18 protein-coding genes and 1 tRNA gene are annotated in these 20,411 nt (G+C 44.3%); 1 reads left to right on the top strand and 18 read right to left on the bottom strand.

Annotated elements, in window-relative coordinates; translation table 11 throughout:
* Positions 1 to 177: 177 nt before the first annotated feature.
* From MMB75_RS08425 to ilvB, 10 genes are all read right to left on the bottom strand, one after another.
* Positions 178 to 248 (bottom strand) — tRNA-Gly (locus tag MMB75_RS08425).
* 107 nt (positions 249 to 355) lie between these two features.
* Positions 356 to 2,497 (bottom strand): bifunctional diguanylate cyclase/phosphodiesterase, encoded by a 2,142-nt coding sequence (locus MMB75_RS08420; protein WP_019686643.1) that lies wholly within the window; start codon positions 2,495 to 2,497, stop codon positions 356 to 358.
* A 341-nt stretch (positions 2,498 to 2,838) separates the two neighbouring features.
* The gene (locus tag MMB75_RS08415; protein ID WP_016820545.1) at positions 2,839 to 3,942 is read right to left on the bottom strand and encodes an ATP-binding protein; all 1,104 of its coding nucleotides are present in this window, start codon (positions 3,940 to 3,942) and stop codon (positions 2,839 to 2,841) included.
* Between the two features lie 337 nt (positions 3,943 to 4,279).
* A complete protein-coding gene (locus MMB75_RS08410; protein WP_016820546.1) occupies positions 4,280 to 4,696 on the bottom strand; it encodes a hypothetical protein in 417 nt (138 codons plus the stop codon).
* Positions 4,697 to 4,956: 260 nt separating this feature from the next.
* Complete coding sequence (locus MMB75_RS08405) at positions 4,957 to 5,496, bottom strand: peroxiredoxin (RefSeq protein ID WP_013370083.1); 540 nt, start codon at positions 5,494 to 5,496, stop codon at positions 4,957 to 4,959.
* Positions 5,497 to 5,816: 320 nt separating this feature from the next.
* Positions 5,817 to 6,893, bottom strand: coding sequence for a 3-isopropylmalate dehydrogenase (leuB, locus tag MMB75_RS08400; protein ID WP_016820547.1), 1,077 nt, complete (start codon positions 6,891 to 6,893; stop codon positions 5,817 to 5,819).
* A gap of 204 nt (positions 6,894 to 7,097) precedes the next feature.
* The gene (locus MMB75_RS08395) at positions 7,098 to 8,639 is read right to left on the bottom strand and encodes a 2-isopropylmalate synthase (protein WP_016820548.1); all 1,542 of its coding nucleotides are present in this window, start codon (positions 8,637 to 8,639) and stop codon (positions 7,098 to 7,100) included.
* Positions 8,640 to 8,763: 124 nt separating this feature from the next.
* Positions 8,764 to 9,756 (bottom strand): ketol-acid reductoisomerase, encoded by a 993-nt coding sequence (gene ilvC / locus MMB75_RS08390; RefSeq protein WP_013309387.1) that lies wholly within the window; start codon positions 9,754 to 9,756, stop codon positions 8,764 to 8,766.
* A gap of 162 nt (positions 9,757 to 9,918) precedes the next feature.
* Positions 9,919 to 10,404 (bottom strand): acetolactate synthase small subunit, encoded by a 486-nt coding sequence (gene ilvN / locus MMB75_RS08385; RefSeq protein WP_016820552.1) that lies wholly within the window; start codon positions 10,402 to 10,404, stop codon positions 9,919 to 9,921.
* Between the two features lies 1 nt (position 10,405).
* Positions 10,406 to 12,151, bottom strand: coding sequence for a biosynthetic-type acetolactate synthase large subunit (ilvB, locus tag MMB75_RS08380; RefSeq protein WP_016820554.1), 1,746 nt, complete (start codon positions 12,149 to 12,151; stop codon positions 10,406 to 10,408).
* Between the two features lie 613 nt (positions 12,152 to 12,764).
* Here ilvB and MMB75_RS08375 point away from each other — a divergent pair.
* Positions 12,765 to 13,205 carry a GNAT family N-acetyltransferase gene (locus MMB75_RS08375; protein ID WP_016820557.1) on the top strand — a complete coding sequence of 147 codons (441 nt, stop codon included), beginning with the start codon at positions 12,765 to 12,767 and terminating at the stop codon, positions 13,203 to 13,205.
* 34 nt (positions 13,206 to 13,239) lie between these two features.
* Here the strand turns inward: MMB75_RS08375 and MMB75_RS08370 are convergent, their stop codons facing one another.
* The 8 genes from MMB75_RS08370 to infC all read right to left on the bottom strand — a co-directional run bounded on the left by MMB75_RS08370 (position 13,240) and on the right by infC (position 20,093).
* Complete coding sequence (locus MMB75_RS08370; RefSeq protein WP_016820559.1) at positions 13,240 to 13,590, bottom strand: hypothetical protein; 351 nt, start codon at positions 13,588 to 13,590, stop codon at positions 13,240 to 13,242.
* A 258-nt stretch (positions 13,591 to 13,848) separates the two neighbouring features.
* Positions 13,849 to 14,808 carry an ABC transporter permease gene (locus tag MMB75_RS08365; RefSeq protein WP_010349245.1) on the bottom strand — a complete coding sequence of 320 codons (960 nt, stop codon included), beginning with the start codon at positions 14,806 to 14,808 and terminating at the stop codon, positions 13,849 to 13,851.
* Between the two features lies 1 nt (position 14,809).
* A complete protein-coding gene (locus MMB75_RS08360; protein WP_045243984.1) occupies positions 14,810 to 15,889 on the bottom strand; it encodes an ABC transporter permease in 1,080 nt (359 codons plus the stop codon).
* On the bottom strand, positions 15,882 to 17,420 hold the full coding sequence (locus MMB75_RS08355) for an ABC transporter ATP-binding protein (protein WP_025364391.1): 1,539 nt from the start codon (positions 17,418 to 17,420) through the stop codon (positions 15,882 to 15,884). Before MMB75_RS08355 ends, MMB75_RS08360 begins: the two co-directional genes overlap by 8 nt.
* Before the next feature lie 137 nt (positions 17,421 to 17,557).
* The gene (locus tag MMB75_RS08350; RefSeq protein WP_016820568.1) at positions 17,558 to 18,595 is read right to left on the bottom strand and encodes a BMP family lipoprotein; all 1,038 of its coding nucleotides are present in this window, start codon (positions 18,593 to 18,595) and stop codon (positions 17,558 to 17,560) included.
* A 367-nt stretch (positions 18,596 to 18,962) separates the two neighbouring features.
* Positions 18,963 to 19,322 carry a 50S ribosomal protein L20 gene (rplT, locus tag MMB75_RS08345; RefSeq protein ID WP_007429517.1) on the bottom strand — a complete coding sequence of 120 codons (360 nt, stop codon included), beginning with the start codon at positions 19,320 to 19,322 and terminating at the stop codon, positions 18,963 to 18,965.
* A 52-nt stretch (positions 19,323 to 19,374) separates the two neighbouring features.
* A complete protein-coding gene (gene rpmI / locus MMB75_RS08340; protein WP_007429516.1) occupies positions 19,375 to 19,575 on the bottom strand; it encodes a 50S ribosomal protein L35 in 201 nt (66 codons plus the stop codon).
* A gap of 20 nt (positions 19,576 to 19,595) precedes the next feature.
* Entirely contained in the window at positions 19,596 to 20,093 is a 498-nt protein-coding gene (infC, locus tag MMB75_RS08335) for a translation initiation factor IF-3 (protein WP_007429515.1), read from the bottom strand.
* Positions 20,094 to 20,411 lie beyond the last annotated feature (318 nt).

Genomic DNA, 20,411 nt, shown 5'->3' with positions numbered 1-20,411 from the left:
TTTATTTATAGCATATAAGAAAAATATTTAATATTGTATTATTTATCAGCGTGAAAATAGTTCGCAGGAACGCAAAAAGCCGGGATCCCCCATTGGTATCCCGGCTAAAATATATTCTTATTGCAAACAAAATAAAAACCCTTGAGTCACAAGGGTTTCGAAATTTTAAAAATCGTAAGCGGGTGATGGGAATCGAACCCACGCTATCAGCTTGGAAGGCTGAAGTTCTACCATTGAACTACACCCGCATTATATAACATCTTGATTCTTATGTATGACATGCACAAAACTTTGTCAACTAACTGAATCAGGATGGTATTTAGTATAACTTACCTTTTTGTAAAATGCAAGCATACTAGACGCCATCCTGAGCCAGCCAATTCACAGGTTTACGTAAAAACAATTTTTCAAAAACTTCTGCCGGAATGGGACGGCTAAAATAATACCCCTGACCTTCATGACAATCCTGCGCCTGCAAAAATTGAAGCTGCTCCTCATTCTCCACCCCTTCAGCCGTAACCTTCAGCTTCAAATGGTGAGCCATAGAGGCAATGGTAGATACAATGGCCGCATTTTTGCTGTCAACCAGTACCTCATTTACAAAGGACCGGTCAATTTTCAGACGATCAATCGGAAGATTTTTCAAATAATGCAATGAGCTATAACCCGTTCCAAAATCATCAATACTGATTGCAACACCAATAGCTTTTATTTTTTTCAACTGTTCAAAGGCCCGGTCCTTATCAAAAGTCATACTCTCGGTAATCTCCAGCTCTAAATAGCGTGCCTCCAGTCCCGTATCGGACAAAATGCCCCGAATGACATCAACCAGCTTTTTTTGCTGGAATTGGCGCATGGATAAATTGACCGAAATCGGAATCGATGGATACCCCAGCTCCTGCCACTGCTTATTTTGGAGACATGCCTCACGCAACACCCATTCCCCCAAGGGCACGATCAGGCCACTTTCTTCAGCTACTGGAATAAAATCACCCGGCATCACCATCCCGCGATGAGGATGATTCCAACGCACCAGCGCTTCTAAACTCGTTAGCTCGCCACTTTGCAGGTGGACGCGTGGCTGATACACCAATGAAAATTCTTCATTTTCAAGCGCACGCCGCAAATCATTCTCCAACTGGAGTCTTTCATGCGCTCGCATCTGCATCGCACTAGCATACCGCTGAAAATTCACCCCTTGCTCCTTGGCACTATGTACAGCAGTATCCGCCTGTTGAATAAGTTGTTCGCTCTGATTCGCATCCGACGGGTACAAAGCTATGCCAACGCTCACCATCACATGATAAGACTCCCCATTAATATCAAACGGCTGATCGAACAGCTTCACCATATCATCAATACGATTTCTCATGACATCTGAATCTTCGTAGCCCATTAGAAGAAAGGCAAATTCATCTCCACCCATGCTAAAGACCGCTTCACCTTCGCGGCAAAAATGCCCCAAGCGTTCGCCTACCGCATACAGCAAATAATTGCCTGCCGTATGCCCAAGCGAATCATTAATCGCTTTGAAACGATCAATATTTAGCACTAAAAGCGCTACTGTCTCATCAGATTTCAATGAATGGCGCAATATTTTATCCAGGCGCTGGGAAAGACGTCGCCGATTGGGGAGGCCTGTTATATCATCGTTATAAGCAATATGATTAAATTCAGATTCTGCCGCCTGTTTTTCCCGATAAGGAACCAGAACCATAAGCCGGACCAGACCGCTCAACAAATTATAAAACGCAATCACGTTAGTCAAAAGTCCTATAAGATGATTGATATCACTCATTTGCTCAGCAAATAAATAGAACAACTGGCTCACAACACACAGCCCAATCCCACGAACCATAAGCAACATGCCCAATTCCGCGGGGCGAACTTTCCGATATTTTCGTACTCCAAAAATAAATGTGAGTACCAGCAGTAACATGACAACCAGATTCAACGTCCAGCCCAGGTTACCTAATTCGTACCGTATACGTAGATCCGGTAAGCCTGCATCATATGCCTTTATAACTCCTAGAATCAGCAACGTGCAGCCTATCCCTGCCCACAAAGCCACTGTCTTGTATTCTGACTTCGTCTTTCTAAATGGAAGGGAACAAACGAATAAGAGCATGACCGAGGTAAAGGCACGATTTACAAACAGCAGCCACAACGAAATGCCCGGAGACAAAGCAAAGTCCGTCAGGCTTACGAAACTAAACGAAACGATATGAACAAGATAAAGCAGACCAGCCACCAAAAACGTTGGGGCAATAAGAAGTCTCTGCCAGGTTAACTGTTCCAGCAATACGGACCAGGATTGATAAAAAATAGAAAAACAAATCGCCGCACAGGCAAATCCTATAATCGGATATACCAAGAAAAATACATTATAGGAGTATATTTTATTCAAAGTTACGTGAAATAATTGCACTAAGACAAATAAAACTATGGCGGCAATTCCAATGCCTATCGTTTTTTTTACTTCCAGCCGTATATTCATTCAGCCTCTTCAGCCCCCTGCATATCGGAGATTCCGATCATCTAAGACGTTTGACAGCTTTGGAAGCCGTTGTTTAAGTCTATAGTATCAAAAAAAATGTTGTATTCTGGTATATAATAGCATTTAATCTGTGAAAGGTGAATCATTTTTTTGTTCTATATTCATGAATTTATTTTCGCATTTATGCAAATGCACATGCTTACAGTACCAAAAAAGCGCATCATCTTTTCAGATCATGCGCTTCAGATGACATTTTTCAAATAGGTGATACCTATACCCCAACGCTGCACACCACAACAGAAATAGTATGTACAGGACCCCTCTGCGAAAATCTCATCATATTAGACTACAGGAAGTGTGATTTTAAATTGTGTACCGCTTCCATGTTTACTGTCTACATGAATGAAGCCTCCGTGATTTTTGATAATACGATAGCTCACAGCCAATCCCAAGCCGGTTCCACTTTCTTTTGTTGTAAAAAAAGGATCGAATAAACGCGCCAATGTATTGTGATCCATACCTAAGCCGTTATCCTCAATGCAAATGTGCACATAAGAGCCCTCAAGCACGGTATGGATATCAATGCATCCCTCTCGTTCCCCGCTGATGCTTTCAATGGCATCCATCGCATTTTTAATCATATTGAGGATAACCTGCTTAATCTGCTTCACGTCAATGGAAACCTTCATGAGCTCATCATTTTCATCCAGTGCGATCTGGCAGCCCTTCATCAACGCCTCGCTTTCTGTCAGCATCACTACTTCTTTCAACAGTCCCATCACAGATACAGCCGTTTTTTGTGGAGCAGAAGGCTTGGACGAATTTAAAAACTCATAAATAATGTCGTTCGCACGATCAATCTCGGTTAAAATAATACGGGCATACTCATCCCTACCCAACTCCACCAAGTGCGGCCGAAGCAATTGAATAAAACCCCGGATTGCAGTAAGCGGGTTACGGATTTCATGGGCGATAGAGGCCGAAATACGTCCCAGCATCGCCAGCTTGTCGTTTTGATACGCCGTTTGCTCAATCTGCTTATAATCCGACACATCCTTTACACTAAACAAAAAATCGCCATCCATCTGATCACCGTAGGTCACTGTTATCAACCAATGCCGACCATACTCATCAATCAACTCATGATAGCGCTTTCTATGAAAGATAGTTTCTTTATAAATCCGCATAATTTTCTTCTTCTTAAACCGACTTAACTCAGGATGATGCAAAATTTGCATCAGGTTGCGACCTGCGAGCGAACTACGTGGTAGCTCCAGTAATCTCGCCATTTGCACGTTAATAAAGGTCAGTACCCCGTCACTGTCAAACAGCATGATACCACTATCCAGGTTCTCCAGTACATTTTCATACTTATTATTGGCGATCTGTGTGGAAGGGCAAGCTCCCACGGTATCAAGCAAGGCTTCTTGGAATTCACTGATCATGCCAGGCTTCCCCCTTGTATCGGAATGATAAACTGGCCGTATCGGACGTGTAATATTCTTGAAGAATAGAAAGGTATCTATCGATTACCCTTCAAATGGTGTAGAAAACAGTTTCAATCAACTCCGACCATTTTTTTCGATTCGAGTCTTATTTTATGATAGACAAGATTAAGGATCACAGTCAATCGGAAAAAGTGTCGAATCCACATTTTTATCTTATTTTCTTTCGTCATAATATCTGCGCAACATTACCAAAATAAAAAAATAAGTTAAAAATAAGCGCCCTACACACCAAAGAAGCTCTCCAGATTTGAGAGCTTCTTTGGTGTGTAGGATGTCAACTGCCGCTCTTATTATGTTGAAGCCGGGATCGTCTTTGACTCATAACAGCCAGTCTTCTCTTAAGCTCTCCCTGCCATTTCTCATCGTTCATTTGTTTGGCTACCGTCAATAAATCCAGCGACATGTCAATTTGGCGCTTCACAATTTCAACTGCATCTTCACTCTCACGATTTACACAATTTTCAAATATCGTATCATCGTCTTCCATGACATAATCCTGAAAATCAATCTCGGATGCCCCATCTCCATGTGCATACTCAGCCAAAATTTCATACTCATTTTCGACTTTATAATGAACTTCAATGCGACGACATACCGGGCAAAACAGCAAAGGAACATTATGGACTTGGGTGCGGTAATGCTTCAGCGTTCCCTTGGTTCCTACCATGCTTGCTCCACAGCAATAACTCATCCGGGCTCAGCCTCCTCTGAACAAAACCTGTTCTGCCTTGTTTATCTTCTACAATACCTTATTCGCTTTCATCAGGCAAAATTCCTCCAGAACACAACAACATTTCCATAATTATTTGTTACTTCACTCTGTATTACATGAATCAGACAGGCTATTCCTATATCTTCGGCTGCATAGTGCAGGCAAGCAAGCCCCCAACAACGGTAAAGTAACCGCTTGTTGGGGGCTTGCTTGTTTAAGTTCAACTTGTAAAGCTAATATTACAGATTTTTATCGCCTGGTTTCCAGTTCATTGGGCACAAGCCACCGGATTGCAAAGCTTGCAGTACACGCAATGTTTCTTCTACACTGCGGCCTACATCGTTGTGGTTAACCACTTGATATTTCAGTTCGCCTTCTGGATCAATGATGAACAAGCCGCGCAATGCAACGCCTTCTTCTTCGATCAGAACGCCATAGTCGCTTGCTGTTTTTTTCGTGATGTCAGAAGCCAATGGGAAGTTCAGTTTGCCCAGACCGTTGTTTTCTTTAGCTGTGTTGATCCATGCTTTGTGGCTGTGCACGGAGTCTACACTGATACCCAAAATTTCAGTATCAAGCTCTTTGAATTGGTCAGCAGCATCGCTCAATGCTGTAATTTCTGTTGGGCATACAAACGTGAAATCCAGTGGATAGAAGAAAAATACGAGCCACTTGCCACGGTAATCGGAAAGTTTCACCGAGCCAAATTCTTGACCGTCTCCAGATACTGTTTCCAATGCAAAATCAGGTGCGGGTCTTCCTACCAATCTTTCTGCCATAATGTGAAATCCTCCTTTAAAATATGTAAGAAAAACACCAATTGTGCTTTCCTCAATCATCTGTATTGTAATAAACAACCTACTTGATAAATGTTATCATTCGCTGAAATCAAAGTCAATATTATAACCATTACTTTTTTATAATTATTTTAAACTAGCTTAAAAATTCACGATTTATTCACATTTGGAGTTTTCTGATACGCAAGTAGCTCCTGATTGCTCAGGAGCTACGATGTTAATTATTTGCTGTAAAGTTATACTGTATAACCGCCCTATATAATAGGAAGCTTTTTTTCAGAACGGGTGCGTTTTCGGAGCCTTTAGCGAATAGCTGCTGCAATTAAATCGCCCATTTGGGTAGTCGAGATCGCTTGTGATTTATCCACTGCGATATCTGCCGTACGGTGTCCTGCATCCAGTACCTCAGCTACCGCCTTCTCAATAGCGTCAGCTGCTTTCTCGTACCCGAAGGTGAGGCGGAACATCAAAGCAACGGACAAAATTGTTGCAATAGGATTCGCCAGTCCTTGGCCTGCAATATCAGGCGCCGAGCCGTGCACCGGCTCGTACAGACCGAAGCTGCCTTCTCCCAGTGATGCAGAGGAGAGCATACCGATGGACCCGGTCAGCATAGCTGCTTCATCACTAAGAATGTCACCAAACATATTTTCCGTTACGATGACGTCAAAACTAGATGGACGACGCAACAATTGCATGGCACAGTTATCAACCAATACATGCTCAAGCTCGACATCTGGGTAATCTACAGCGACCCGGTTAACGACTTCACGCCACAAACGGGAAGTTTCCAGTACATTAGCCTTATCCACCGATGCGAGTTTTTTGCGACGTTTTTGTGCAATTTCGAAGGATTGACGAACAATACGCTCTACTTCTGTTACATTATATGCGCAAGTATCGACCGCTTCTTCACCCTGAGCACTCTCTCGTCTATACTTCTCACCGAAATAAATGCCGCCCGTCAGTTCGCGCACCACGATCAAGTCCGTTCCTTCCAGTACCTCTGGTTTCAAAGTAGATGCGTCCTTAAGACAATCGAAAACGACAGCAGGACGAAGATTTGAAAACAGACCAAGCTCTTTGCGAATACCGAGCAATCCGGTTTCAGGACGAAGCTCCTTAGGATTGTTGTCCCATTGTGGTCCTCCTACCGCTCCCAACAGCACGGCATCTGCAGATTGACATACGGCCAGTGTTTCTTCCGGCAATGGAGTCCCTTTCTTATCAATGGCAATCCCGCCGAACAGCGCATGCTCTGTTTCAAATGAAAGGCCAAATACTTCTTCCGTACGTTTCAAAATTTTCTCTGCCTCTGCGACCACTTCAGGTCCGATTCCGTCTCCCGCTATTACTGCAATCTTTTTAACGTCTGCCATCACGTACACTCCTCTTGTTATACAGCCATACAGCCGTATTTCTCATACCTTCTTTGTAACATATAAAGCAGGGCTTTGACCAAGATATAGAATCTATCAATTCAATAGGCTCAGCCTATAAGCTGATTTTTCCATCAGAGAACAAGAAAACAGGACCGGTAACACCCGATCCTGTCTATATTCATTTCATAGGCATGTATAAACTTAGGATTTATAATCTACGCGATTGCTGTAATTTTTACGCTTGTCGATCAAACCATTCAGTGCATCCACATAAGCTCGTGCACTTGCTTCCAAAATATCAGTGCTTACCCCGCGTCCCTGTACAGATATTCCGTTTTGAGTCAGCACCACATGTACTTCACCTAGAGCGTCCTTGCCATGGGTAACAGATTTGATGGAGTAATCAGAAAGTACAACACTCTCGCTGCTGGCTTGGTCAATCGCATTATAGATCGCATCGACTGAACCATTTCCCTCAGCTTCTGTCTCGATTACCTGACCTTCATCGTTAACCAGGCGCACTTGTGCGGAAGGCGTAGCCTTGTTCCCGTAAGTTACGAAAATGGTTTCCAGCTTGAAGACTTCAGGTGCATCGGCCAATTTTTCTTCCAACAATGCCAAGATATCATCATCCGATACTTCCTTCTTCTTATCAGCCAAATCCTTAAACTGACCAAAAGCGCGATTCAGATCTTCATCGTTCAATTCGTAGCCCAATTCGACCAAACGCTCTCGGAAAGCATGACGCCCTGAATGCTTGCCCAGTACTAGCTTGCTTTCTTTCAGACCGATACTTTCCGGTGTCATAATCTCATAGGTCGTCTTTTCCTTCAGCATGCCGTCTTGGTGAATACCTGATTCGTGCGCAAAAGCGTTAGCACCCACGATCGCCTTGTTGCCCGGCACTACCATCCCCGTCAAACGGCTAACCAAACGGCTCGTACGTGCAATTTCAGACAGTTGCAGAGACGTTTTGGCCTGGAAAAATTCCTGTCTCGTCTCCAGTGCCATGGCGATTTCCTCAATGGCCGTGTTTCCAGCACGTTCACCGATACCGTTAATCGTTCCCTCAATCTGATCTGCACCGTGCAGGATGGCAGCAAGCGTATTCGCAGTAGCCATTCCCAAGTCATTGTGGCAATGTGCACTCAATTGAATCTTCTCCACATCAACCACATTTTGCTTGATATGTTTGAATATATTTCCGTATTCGTATGGTGTTAGGTAACCTACCGTATCTGGAATATTGACGACAGAAGCCCCTTCCTGTACAGCCATGGTGACCATTTCAACCACAAAATCAAGCTCCGTTCGCCCTGCATCCTCCAATGAAAACTCCACTTTTGGCAAATACTTCAATCCATAACGAATGGCTGCACGGGCCGTTTCCAGTACCTGTGCCTTCTCCATCCGCAGCTTATGCTGACGATGAATTGGAGAGGTTGCCAAAAAGATATGGATACACGGGTCCTGTGCTCCCTTAAGTGCCTCGCGAACCGCATCAATATCCTGTTCCCTTGCACGCGAAAGGCCAATAACAGTCGAATTTTTTACAGCTTTTGCTACTGCATTAACAGCCGCGAGATCACCCGGAGAAGCAGCTGGGAACCCAGCCTCCATACGATCGATTCCCAGCTTCTCCAACTGATGAGCGATCTCTACTTTCTCACGAGTATTCAAGTTCACGCCAGGTGACTGTTCTCCGTCTCTCAACGTTGTGTCAAATATATATATTTTGCGCAACCTAACGCACCTCCTCAGGATTTGGACCCTTAAATTACAATGCGGCTCACGCAATAAGCAGGGCCGCATTGTAATTAATATTTATAAATAATTCATGTTGTCGAGCTTATAGTACAAAAGGTTATTACTTTTTGATCCAATGCATCATTTCACGCAATTGTCCGCCCACTACTTCAATCGGATGGTTAGCTTCATTACGACGAGTAGCCGTCAGGAATGCACGTCCAGATTGATTTTCAAGGATGAAGTCACGAGCAAATTTACCTTGTTGAATGTCAGTCAATACATCCTTCATAGCTTTCTTCGTATCTTCTGTTACCACACGTGGTCCAGTTACATAATCGCCATATTCTGCTGTATTACTGATGGAATCACGCATTGTTGCCAATCCACCTTCATACATCAGGTCAACGATCAGCTTAAGCTCATGCAAGCATTCGAAGTATGCCATCTCAGGAGCATAACCTGCCTCAGTCAATGTTTCAAAGCCCGCTTTTACGAGTGCGCTCACACCGCCACACAATACCGCCTGCTCACCGAACAGGTCCGTCTCCGTTTCTTCACGGAAGGAGGTTTCAATTACGCCCGCACGTGTACAGCCAATGCCTTTTGCGTATGCAAGACCGATCTCCTTGGCTTGACCTGTTGCGTCCTGCTCAATTGCGATCAACCCCGGTACGCCAAACCCTTCTACATAGGTACGACGTACCATATGTCCTGGGGATTTTGGAGCAACCAGCAATACATCGCTATCTTTAGGAGCTACGATTTGTCCAAAATGAACATTGAAACCATGGGAGAACAAAAGTGCTGCGCCTTTTTTCAGGTTAGGTTCGATTTCATTTTTGTAGACAGAAGCTTGAGTTTCATCAGGCAACAAAATTTGAACCACATCTGCACGGCTTGTTGCATCAGCTACGTTCAGAACTTCAAAACCGTCGTTTCTTGCGACATCAGCTGATTTGCCTTCACGCAAACCAATAACAACATTCACACCACTGTCACGCAAGTTTTGTGCTTGGGCATGTCCTTGGCTACCGTAACCGATAACGGCCACTGTTTTTCCTTTCAATACGCTAAGTTCTGCATCTTTTTCGTAGTACGTTGTAACTGCCATGGTTAATTTCCTCCTTTTAATTGGACCCTTCATAATGAGCGGGTAGTCCAAGAGACTTCGCCTCTGAATGGCATTTAAAAATCTCTTCGAGCACCCGCTCTTATGCGGGCGGTTCTTTAATGATGTAATGCGCTATAAGCGGTAAATCGTTAAAGCTTCATATTATGCATTGCCACGTATCATAGCTGTAACCCCGGTTCGGGTCAACTCGCGAATACCATAAGGCTTCAGCAATTCGATCATTGCATCAATTTTTTCGGTATCGCCAATGACCTGAACAATTAAGCTCGTCGTTCCAACATCAATTACAGCTGCTCTGAACGTTTCTACCACGCCCATAATTTCTGGTCGCTGGGGCGGTTCAGCCTTTACCTTAATCATTGCCAATTCCCGAGCAACCATCGGCTTGGAACTGAGATCAATGACCTTGATCACATCAACCAGCTTGTAAAGCTGCTTTTCAATCTGCTCCAGGTTGTTCTCATCTCCTACAGTCACTATGACCATACGGGATAATCCAGCTTCTTCCGATTGACCGACGGTGATGCTCTCAATGTTAAAGCCACGGCGGCCAAACAGTCCAGATACACGTTGCAAAACGCCGGGATGATCATTTACCAGTACAGCAATGGTATTTTTCGTCGTCATTTTACTCGTCCCCCATCAGCATTTGATCAATGGTCGAACCTTGCGTCACCATCGGATATACATTTTCTTCCTTGCTGACTACAAACTCGACAACGACCGGTCCGGGTGTATCAAGCGCCTCCTGCCAAGCCCGACGTGCTTCTTCCTTATTCGTAGCACGCAGTCCTTTGACACCGTATGCTTCGGCCAGTTTCACAAAATCCGGGCTTCCAGCCAGATCAATGTGACTGTACCGATTGTTATAGATCAATTCTTGCCATTGGCGAACCATTCCAAGTACCTGGTTGTTAATGATTACGATTTTGACCGGAATGTTATTGATTGCACAGATGGCTAATTCCTGCGAGCACATCTGCATACCGCCGTCTCCGTTAATCGATATTACCAATCTGTCGGGATTGGCCATCTGAGCGCCGATGGCAGAAGGGAAACCAAATCCCATCGTACCCAGTCCACCCGAGGTAACCCATGAGCGTGGCTGATTGAATTTGTAATACTGTGCTGCCCACATTTGATGTTGTCCTACGTCCGTCGTAACGATTGCTCCGCCCTTGGTCGTTTTATCCAACAATTCGATAACCCATTGTGGCTTAAGCACCGTTTCAGAATCCTTATAAGAATAAGGCTTCTCTGCCTTCCATTGCTGAATTTGCGCTCTCCATGCATCTGCCAGGTCTGCGCGTTTCACATCCTGATTCAGTAATTCCAAAACTGCCTTCACGTCGCCTACGATTGGAATATCCGCGGCAACATTTTTTCCAATCTCCGCAGGGTCGATGTCAATGTGTACGATCTTTGCTTGAGGAGCAAATCCATCCAACTTGCCAGTCACCCGATCATCAAAGCGGGCACCGATACAGATCAGTAAATCTGACTGCTGAATCGCCTGGTTGGAAGTGTATGTTCCGTGCATTCCCGGCATCCCTGTCCAGAGCTCATGTCCACTTGGGAATCCTCCCAATCCAAGCAATGTTGTCGCAATTGGAATTTCCGTTTTACGAACAAACTCGTAAAGTGCTTCATGTCCGCCGGAGTATACAACTCCACCACCTGCCAGAATGAATGGACGTTCTGCTTCGGCAATAGCTTGCGTCAGCTTGTCTAGTTGAATTTTGTTGGGCAACACTTTCGGGTTGTAACCCCGCATGGTCACAGGTTCCGTCTGTGGAACAAACAACGTCTGGGCTGCGGAGACATCCTTCGGAATATCAATCAGTACTGGTCCTTTTCTGCCTGTGTTGGCAATATGAAATGCCTCATGGATGATTCGCGGCAGATCCTCTACATCTCTCACCAGATAGCTGTGCTTCGTAATCGGCATTGTAATTCCCGTGATATCAGCTTCCTGGAAAGCATCTGTACCGATCAGGGAAGATACAACGTTGCCCGTGATGACCACCAACGGCACCGAATCCATATAAGCCGTCGCAATGCCAGTTACCAAGTTTGTTGCTCCAGGTCCGGAAGTCGCGATACAGACACCAACTTTACCGCTTGCCCGTGCATAACCATCTGCCGCATGAATAGCTCCCTGCTCGTGACGAGTGAGGACATGCTTGAAATCCTTGAAGCCGTACATGGCATCATAGATATAAAGCACCGCACCACCAGGATATCCGAAGACACAATCCACTCCCTCCAGCAAAAGGCTACGGAGTAAAATTTCCGAACCTGTAATCACTTCAGGTTTCATCCACTTTTCACGTAATTCATCGGTTGACCTAACTTCAGGAATTTGTGCACTCATTGGTCATCCTCCTTTACAAAATTTACATACAGCTGACATTTGTGAAAACAAAAAAACCTTTCATCCCTAGAACAGACTTGCTGTTACTGAGGGACGAAAGGCTGTAGCTTCCGTGGTACCACCCGTATTTGCCCGATATTTTGCAATATCGAACCTTAGTAGGTACAGAAATCACAAAGGATCTCCATATCTGGCGTCTGTAACGTAGACCGTACGATTTTCCCTAATAGGCGATTCAGCGCACCGTTAATATCATTGGGCCCAAATACTTTTCAGGAAAACAGCTCCAAGGTGAGCTCGTTAAAAAGGGATTTTGGTGAAGCTTGCAGCTAATGCCTCACTCTCTGAACAAAAGAGCCCTAATCACTTCGTCCTCTTCATTGCCGTTGTGTTCATGTCATTCTTTCAAATGTTTAGACACATTATATGTCCCCCATCTGGGATAGTCAATACCCATATTTCATAAAAATTTATGTTTCTCTTCTTAAGCACCTTTGAGTCGCACGCTTGTAAGAGGTGCCCGCATATGATAAAAAAGACCGCACAGTGAGACTTTGTACTCCTCCGAAGCCATGACATATCTTGTTAAAAGGGTAAAAAAGGAGGCCCGTTTATGATTCGCAAACGATGCGCCCAAGATGACAAAATGATCTTTCGTCTAATCGAGCAAGAGCTTGTCCCCCTATCGCATTTAAGTGCCCAGGAAATGGATCAAATACGCAAAGAATTACCCCGGCGCTTAAACCGGGGCATCACTTTTGTAGCTTGCAGACCGGATAATGCACAGGTTGTTGGCTTCATTCATGTTATGCTGCATGGAGAACTATTATACATTGATTTGATCGCAATCTCTTCGGCTCAGCAAGGTAAAAGATACGGAAAAAAGTTGCTGGAGTATGCCGAGCAATATGGCCGATTGCGACGTTGCAAGCGGGCTAAAGTGATGGTGGACGAAGACAATGTGCGAGGGATCCATTTTTATCTACGTCATCAATATCATATGCTACGATACGTGGCTCTAAGCCGATGTCACGAACTCGAAAAGTCACTGTGAAAAATATGGTTTTCGGGCTCAGGATTTTGTAAAACTAAAAAAAGTTAGGGTAAAAAGGATTGCCTATCCCGGGGTAGCCCCCGTCTGTGTACGGTCCATATTGCGGACCATATCCTGGACCTCCATAACCTGGTCCTCCATAACCTGGACCGTAGCCACCGTAGGCACCCACGTATGGAGCTGTGCCAATGGCCAGCAAATCAAAAAGCACCAGAGGAATAATCGCTTTCGTGTTTACTTTTTTCTTACGGTTTGGTTGGAGAATCAGTCTGTTACCCGAAATGCGAATCAGCTTGCCACTGACCCGAGAGCCATCCTTACGTGTAGCGAAGATGACTTTGCCGACAAGCTTCTCCACCTGCTTTCTGGTTACTGCCTGTTTCATCGTATTTCCTCCTTCTTTCTCAACGGATGGACAGATTGAACGGCTCCTTGATAGCTCATCACCACCACAAAATAGACTGGAGCTGACAGGGGCCGAGCGTCCGTCCAATCTGCATAGCACAGTCTATTCCATTCAAGCCATAAGCGTATGTTTAAATGCCTGCACAATGTAAAAAAAATCTGGTACCTGCACATGCAGATACCAGATTTTCATATACACCAATATGTGTATTTAAAAACATTAGTTGTCTATGAGTCATTAACGCTTGCTTGGATCATACAGTTGACCCAAAGCGGCCGGAGCACGTGAACGTCCAACTGCCGCTACCAGCACAATAATTGTCAGGAGATACGGCAACATAAAAATAATTTCCTGGGGAATACTTTGCGACCATGCAAACAACTGCACATAGTTGCGAATGGCTTGTGAAAAACCGAAAAACACTGCCGCTCCAAAAGCACCGAGCGGATTCCATTTACCGAAAATCATAGCCGCAATAGCAATATAGCCCTGCCCTGAAACGGTATTATGTGAGAACATATTGGTTGTAGTCAAAGTGATCGTAGCTCCACCAATCCCAGCCAACGCACCACTAATCATAACACCGATGTAACGAAGGCGATTGACTTTGATCCCCACTGTATCGGCTGCACCCGGATGCTCCCCTACTGAACGCAAACGCAAGCCAAACGGAGTTTTATACAAAGTAAAGTAGCCGATAATAACTAATAGAATAGCTAGATATGTCGTTGGATAGGCTTGGAAGAATGCTTTTCCTGCAATCGGAATATCCACAAGATAAGGAATGGATATCTCGTTAAAACCTTGAATTCGACCGGTGTCCCCATCACCCTCAAATAACAGCTTAACCATGTACAGTGTACTACCTGCTGCCAAGAAGTTAATGACAATCCCGCTGATTACCTGATCAGCCTTGAACGTAATAGAGGCTACAGCATGAATTAGCGAAACCAGAATACCGAACACCGCAGCTGACAGCACACCTACCCAAGCCGCAGAGGTGCCACCTAATCCTGCTTGCTCAGCATAAAATCCGCCCACACCTGCCGCAAACGCGCCAAACACCATAAGACCTTCCAGTCCAAGATTCGTTACACCGGATTTTTCCGAAAAAACTCCGCCAAGAGACGCAAAAATAATCGCCGTCGCAAAAACGAGCGTTGTATGGATTAATTCACCAAGTGTTAACCAACTCATTTTACAACACCTTCTCTTTCTTCCGCTTGGAGTAGAGCGGCTTCACAACCCAACGCACAATACCTTGGGCCGCAATGAAGAAAATAATCGAGCCAATGACTACCCGGATAATTTCTGGCGGTACATCCGCGCTAAAGCTCATCCCCGCAGAACCATACGTAAGTGTTCCGAACAAAACAGAACCGAGCAGTACACCGAACGGATTATTCATCCCAATCAAAGACACAGCGATACCGTCAAAGCCCGTTCCTGGTGATCCTGCCATGACAGATTGATAATGGAAAACCCCCAGCACCTCAAAAGCGCCAGCCAATCCGGCAAAAACACCACTAATAAACATCGCTTTTATGATATTACGATTTACATTCATACCTGCATAACGGGATGCATCCTGATTAAATCCGACAGCCCGAAGCTCATAGCCCTGCTTTGTTTTCCACATGAAAATATAGAAAAACACTGCCGCCAGCACAGCAATAACTGTGCCCCAATGAACCCGAGCATTCCCCATCATCTGGGACAGCCAATCAATGGAAATAGAAGCGGAAGGTTGGATATCCACAGAGCGATTTTCGCCTTCCATAAGTGCGAACTGATTAATCACCAAATTAGCCAAATACAGACCGATCCAGTTCATCATAATACATGTAATAACTTCGTTCACGCCTCGCTTGGCCTTCAAATAGCCAGCAATCGCAGCCCACAAGCCTCCGAAAACAGCTCCTGCGATCACAGCCAGCGGTGCATGAAGGATAGCAGGCAGCCCATGAAGTTTGATACCTACAATCGAAGCAGCTGTCATACCGACCAAAAATTGACCTTCGCCACCGATGTTAAACAACCCGGCACGAGCCGCAAAAGCAAATGCCAAGCCTGTTAAAATCAACGGTGTCATCTCACGGATCGCTTCGCCAAAATTGTAGGAATCTCCGTACACACGGCTAAACAAAGCGGAATAAGCCACAATAGGATCATACCCGCCAATCAACATCACGATAGCACCCAGAATGAGGCCTAGAATAATAGAGACCAGAGCCAGAACTAAGGAGTCTTTTGTGAATATTTTCAATAGGTTAGCCATTCTCTACTCCTTTCTTCACTGCACTTCCTGCCATCATTAGCCCCAGTTCCTGGTCATTCGTTTCTTCAGGCAGCACTTCCCCGACAATCTTACCCTCATAAATAACAGCAATTCGATCGGATACATTCATAATCTCGTCCAGCTCAAAAGAAATGAGCAGTACCGCTTTACCTTGATCCCGCTGAGCAATCAATTGTTTCTGGACAAATTCAATAGCTCCGACATCCAGCCCGCGTGTAGGCTGCGCCGCAATGAGAAGGTCTGGGTTTTTATCAATTTCACGCGCTATGATTGCCTTTTGCTGATTTCCACCAGATAGCGATCTTGCCTTGGTATGAATATCTGGTGTTCTAACATCAAACTTCTCAATAAGACTTTTTGCCTGTTTTTCTATAGCGTCCTTGTTCAAGAAGCCGTTTTTACTGTAAGGCGCCTGATAATACGTCTCCAGCACCATATTTTCACTCATGGAAAAATCGAGCACCAACCCATGCTTATGGCGATCCTCCGGTATATGTGAAACGCCTGCCTCTGAAATTTTGCGCGGTGGCTGATTTGCCAGTTCTGTTCCGAGCAAACGGATACTTCCGCTATCCACCTTGCGCAAGCCTGTCAAAGCTTCTATTAGCTCACTCTGTCCATTGCCGTCTACTCCGGCAATCCCCAAAATCTCGCCGGCCTTAACCTGCAGGTTCAATTCATTCAGAACATGAATGCCATCCTTGTTTTTAGAAATTACTTTGTTCATTTCCAGTACAGTTTGTCCTGGTTGAGCAAGCTTCTTATCCACTTTAAAGGACACACGACGGCCCACCATTTTCTCAGCCAACTCATTTGGTGTTGTTTCAGATGTTTTGACCGTGTCAATAACTTTACCTCGGCGAATAATCGTAACCGTATCTGCAATTTGCATAATTTCTTTGAGTTTATGAGTGATAAGAATAATTGATTTGCCTTCAGCTACTAAGCGCTTCATAATGTCCAGCAACTCAGAGATTTCCTGTGGTGTCAGCACCGCTGTTGGCTCATCAAAAATTAGAATATCTGCACCGCGATAAAGCGTTTTGATAATTTCCACACGCTGTTGCATACCAACAGATATATCCTCAATTTTGGCATTCGGATTTACCTGAAGTCCGTATTGTTCAGACAACCGCTGTACTTCTGCGGCAGCCTTTTTATAATTGATTTTCAGACCTTTACGTGGCTCCGACCCAAGGACAATATTTTCGGTTACGGTAAACGGCTGTACGAGCTTAAAATGCTGATGCACCATGCCGATCCCCAGATCAATTGCCTTATTTGGACTATCAATCTGTACGGGGTTCCCTCCCATTTCAATGGTCCCTTCATCCGGCTGATACAGTCCGAAAAGAATATTCATAAGCGTAGATTTGCCCGCGCCATTCTCACCCAAAAGGGCGTGAATTTCTCCTTTATGCAGCTTGATGCTGATGGAGTCGTTGGCAACGATGCCGGGGAATCGTTTTGTAATTTGCTTTAACTCAACGACGGGGGTCGCTGCATCCATGAGATCACCCTTATACACTTTATAGTATGTGCTCCAATGAGCTGATTTTGACCGTTATAATCTTATAACTCCAGACGTAAGAACAAGGCTAGTCTTATGAACCAGCCTTGTCGCCACCTTTATGTTCTTCACCTAACTTATTTCGAAGGAACTGTAATTTCGCCTTTAATGATTTTTTGCTTGTATTGTTCTACAAGATCAAGCACGTCTTTAGGAACGTTTTTCGTAGATGTATCTGCCAAACCAATTCCGTTATCCTTCAGAGCCAGTGTTTCGACACCGCCCTTAAACTTACCGTCAATTACTTCTTGGGATACGCGTTTTACTGCTTCATCTACGCGTTTTACCATCGACGTTAATGTTACTTCATCACCAAACTCAAGGGATTGGTCTTTATCTACGCCGATAACCCATACTTGCTGACCTTGCTGCTTACGTGCAAGTGCTTCGTTAAATACGCCTGTTCCTGATCCGCCAGCTGCATGGAAAATAATATCTGCACCATCGTTGTAGATCGTTGCTGCTGCAGCTTTACCTAAATCCGGCTTATCAAACGCACCCGTATAGTTCACAATCAGTTGTGCTTTTGGATTTACAGCCTTAATCCCTGCTTCAAACCCTTTTTCAAAACGTTTGATCAACGGGCTGTCTTGTCCACCCACAAAACCAATTTTGTTTGTTTTAGTAAGCTTACCAGCTACAACCCCTACCAGGAAGGAACCTTCATTTTCAGCAAATACAACCGATTTGACATTAGGCGCATCCACAACACTGTCAATGATCGCCAAATTTTTGTTCGGATTGTCTTTTGCTACTTGTCCAATCGCATTCGCCAGATTAAAACCGATACCCCAAGTCAGGTTAAAATCACCTTTAACGAATTGGTTCAGGTTAGGAATATAATCTTGGTCGGATTTACTTTGCAGGTATTTAACTTTAACGCCTGATTCTTTCTCAATAGCTTGAAGTGCCTCCCAAGCAGATTGGTTAAACGATTTGTCGTTTACTCCGCCCACATCTGTAACCATGCCAAGTTGGACATTTGATGTTTTGGCAGAACCGCCTGCTTCTCCACCATTTGCGTTGGAAGCACCTTGATTTTTGTTACCGCAGCCTGCGAGAATGACCGAGATCGCCAGCAGCATAACCAAAGACATACTAAACAATTTCTTCATGCTGATACTGTTCCCCCTTAGTGTTAGATCCCTGGACTGTCTCTTTTCTTTAGAAAATGTATTTCATTTTCATGTCATTTACTGACGAGACAGATCGTACAGAAGACTTACTTTAGAGATTATACAATTATGATCGGCTAAAATCTAGACAATTAATAACCTTGGGTCAATTTTTTTTAGAATTTCAAAAATGTAAGCGTTACAAAGTTAAAAAAACCATACATTCTATCATCATACGTCATATTTATTCGTATTTTGAAGAAAATGAAGTCTTTTTTAATGTTAAGTATGTACAAAAAAAGGCGTCCCTACACAGCGTACTGCTCGGGACACCTTTGTTACCACTTCCGTGGTTTTCACGCCTTAATTAAGCGTTGATTTTACCTTTAGCAACAGTTGCCAAAGAGTTGAATGCATTAATATCATTGACTGCAAGATCAGCCAAGATTTTACGGTTAATGTCTACACCAGCCAATTTCAGACCGTGCATCAATTTGCTGTAAGACAAACCATTCAAACGAGCTGCTGCGTTGATACGCACGATCCACAGTCTGCGGAAGTTACGTTTCGTCTGACGACGGTCACGGTATGCGTAAACAAGCGATTTCATTACCTGCTCGTTAGCTGTTTTAAAAATGCGGTGTTTGGAACCAAAATAACCTTTAGCAAGCTTCAATACTTTTTTATGACGACGACGAACGACGAATCCGCCCTTTACTCTTGCCATATCAAAAGACCTCCCAAATAATGTTTATACTTTATTTATTGCCGTGCTTATGCTATTTCAGGTTAGCAAGACCTTGTTTCAAACGTCTAACGTCCCCAGGTGCCATCTCAGGGTTAGTACCCAGAACGCGTTTTGCACGTTTGGATTTGTGGGAAAGCAAGTGGTTTCTGTAAGCTTTGTAACGCGTTACTTTACCAGTACCGGTAATTTTGAAGCGGCCTTTAAGGCTGCTATGTGTTTTCATTTTTGGCATTGAACTTCCTCCTTAATTTGTCATTGACTCTTTGGAGCCAATATCATAATCATGCTGCGTCCTTCGAGCTTGGGTTGGCGCTCCACGGTACAAAGATCAGCAACTTCCGTTTTCACACGTTCGAGAATTTTTTGACCCACATTAGCATGGGTAATTTCGCGACCACGGAAACGAACAGAGCATTTCACCTTGTCCCCTTCATTCAGGAACTTCACCACATTGCGAAACTTGGTTTGGTAGTCATGTTCCTCGATGTTGGAACGGAACCATACCTCTTTGATGTCAACGATCTTCTGGTTTTTACGGGCTTCCTTTTCTTTCTTTTGTTGCTCATAGCGGAATTTTCCGTAATCCATAATCCGACACACGGGCGGCTTCGCTTGAGGCGCCACGTTCACGAGATCCAAGTTTGCATCAATCGCCATTTGCAAAGCTTCACGAGTCGGTTTAATCCCGATTTGTTCCCCGTTTGCACCAACCAGACGTACTTCTCTCACTCGAATCTCATCATTGATCATATGTTCCTTACTAATAACCCTCCACCTCCAGAACCTGTTATTGTTGTATTGTGTTTAAGCACAAAAAAGGGATGACGACTATGCAGCCGACATCCCTGTCTGATACTCAATTCATCATGAAAGTTCAATTCACAAATCATTGGATCATGACCAGCCGGCAATACCGGACAGGTGAGAAGTCGGTCCTTCTACTTGTTAATCCATACTTTTCAATTAACATACTCAAATATCATATCATGTTACTACTGAGTCGTCAACACTTTTATAAAAACAGTTGAAGCCCAGCCTCTGTAGGACACAAAGTTTTACTTTATCGTC

Origin of the sequence: Paenibacillus sp. P2(2022) (assembly GCF_029522175.1) — a bacterium.
Classification (GTDB): Bacteria; Bacillota; Bacilli; order Paenibacillales; family Paenibacillaceae; genus Paenibacillus; species Paenibacillus polymyxa.
This window is presented reverse-complemented; position numbering and strand designations above follow the sequence as displayed.

What these genes read in the sequence shown, in the direction of transcription:
- MMB75_RS08420 (WP_019686643.1), bottom strand. Translation starts at nt 2,497, where the DNA reads ATGAATATACGGCTGGAAGTAAAAAAAACGATAGGCATTGGAATTGCC.
- MMB75_RS08415 (WP_016820545.1), bottom strand. Translation starts at nt 3,942, where the DNA reads ATGATCAGTGAATTCCAAGAAGCCTTGCTTGATACCGTGGGAGCTTGC.
- MMB75_RS08410 (WP_016820546.1), bottom strand. Translation starts at nt 4,696, where the DNA reads ATGAGTTATTGCTGTGGAGCAAGCATGGTAGGAACCAAGGGAACGCTG.
- MMB75_RS08405 (WP_013370083.1), bottom strand. Translation starts at nt 5,496, where the DNA reads ATGGCAGAAAGATTGGTAGGAAGACCCGCACCTGATTTTGCATTGGAA.
- leuB (WP_016820547.1), bottom strand. Translation starts at nt 6,893, where the DNA reads ATGGCAGACGTTAAAAAGATTGCAGTAATAGCGGGAGACGGAATCGGA.
- ilvC (WP_013309387.1), bottom strand. Translation starts at nt 9,756, where the DNA reads ATGGCAGTTACAACGTACTACGAAAAAGATGCAGAACTTAGCGTATTG.
- ilvN (WP_016820552.1), bottom strand. Translation starts at nt 10,404, where the DNA reads ATGACGACGAAAAATACCATTGCTGTACTGGTAAATGATCATCCCGGC.
- ilvB (WP_016820554.1), bottom strand. Translation starts at nt 12,151, where the DNA reads ATGAGTGCACAAATTCCTGAAGTTAGGTCAACCGATGAATTACGTGAA.
- MMB75_RS08375 (WP_016820557.1), top strand. Translation starts at nt 12,765, where the DNA reads ATGATTCGCAAACGATGCGCCCAAGATGACAAAATGATCTTTCGTCTA.
- MMB75_RS08370 (WP_016820559.1), bottom strand. Translation starts at nt 13,590, where the DNA reads ATGAAACAGGCAGTAACCAGAAAGCAGGTGGAGAAGCTTGTCGGCAAA.
- MMB75_RS08365 (WP_010349245.1), bottom strand. Translation starts at nt 14,808, where the DNA reads ATGAGTTGGTTAACACTTGGTGAATTAATCCATACAACGCTCGTTTTT.
- MMB75_RS08360 (WP_045243984.1), bottom strand. Translation starts at nt 15,889, where the DNA reads ATGGCTAACCTATTGAAAATATTCACAAAAGACTCCTTAGTTCTGGCT.
- MMB75_RS08355 (WP_025364391.1), bottom strand. Translation starts at nt 17,420, where the DNA reads ATGGATGCAGCGACCCCCGTCGTTGAGTTAAAGCAAATTACAAAACGA.
- MMB75_RS08350 (WP_016820568.1), bottom strand. Translation starts at nt 18,595, where the DNA reads ATGAAGAAATTGTTTAGTATGTCTTTGGTTATGCTGCTGGCGATCTCG.
- rplT (WP_007429517.1), bottom strand. Translation starts at nt 19,322, where the DNA reads ATGGCAAGAGTAAAGGGCGGATTCGTCGTTCGTCGTCGTCATAAAAAA.
- rpmI (WP_007429516.1), bottom strand. Translation starts at nt 19,575, where the DNA reads ATGCCAAAAATGAAAACACATAGCAGCCTTAAAGGCCGCTTCAAAATT.
- infC (WP_007429515.1), bottom strand. Translation starts at nt 20,093, where the DNA reads ATGATCAATGATGAGATTCGAGTGAGAGAAGTACGTCTGGTTGGTGCA.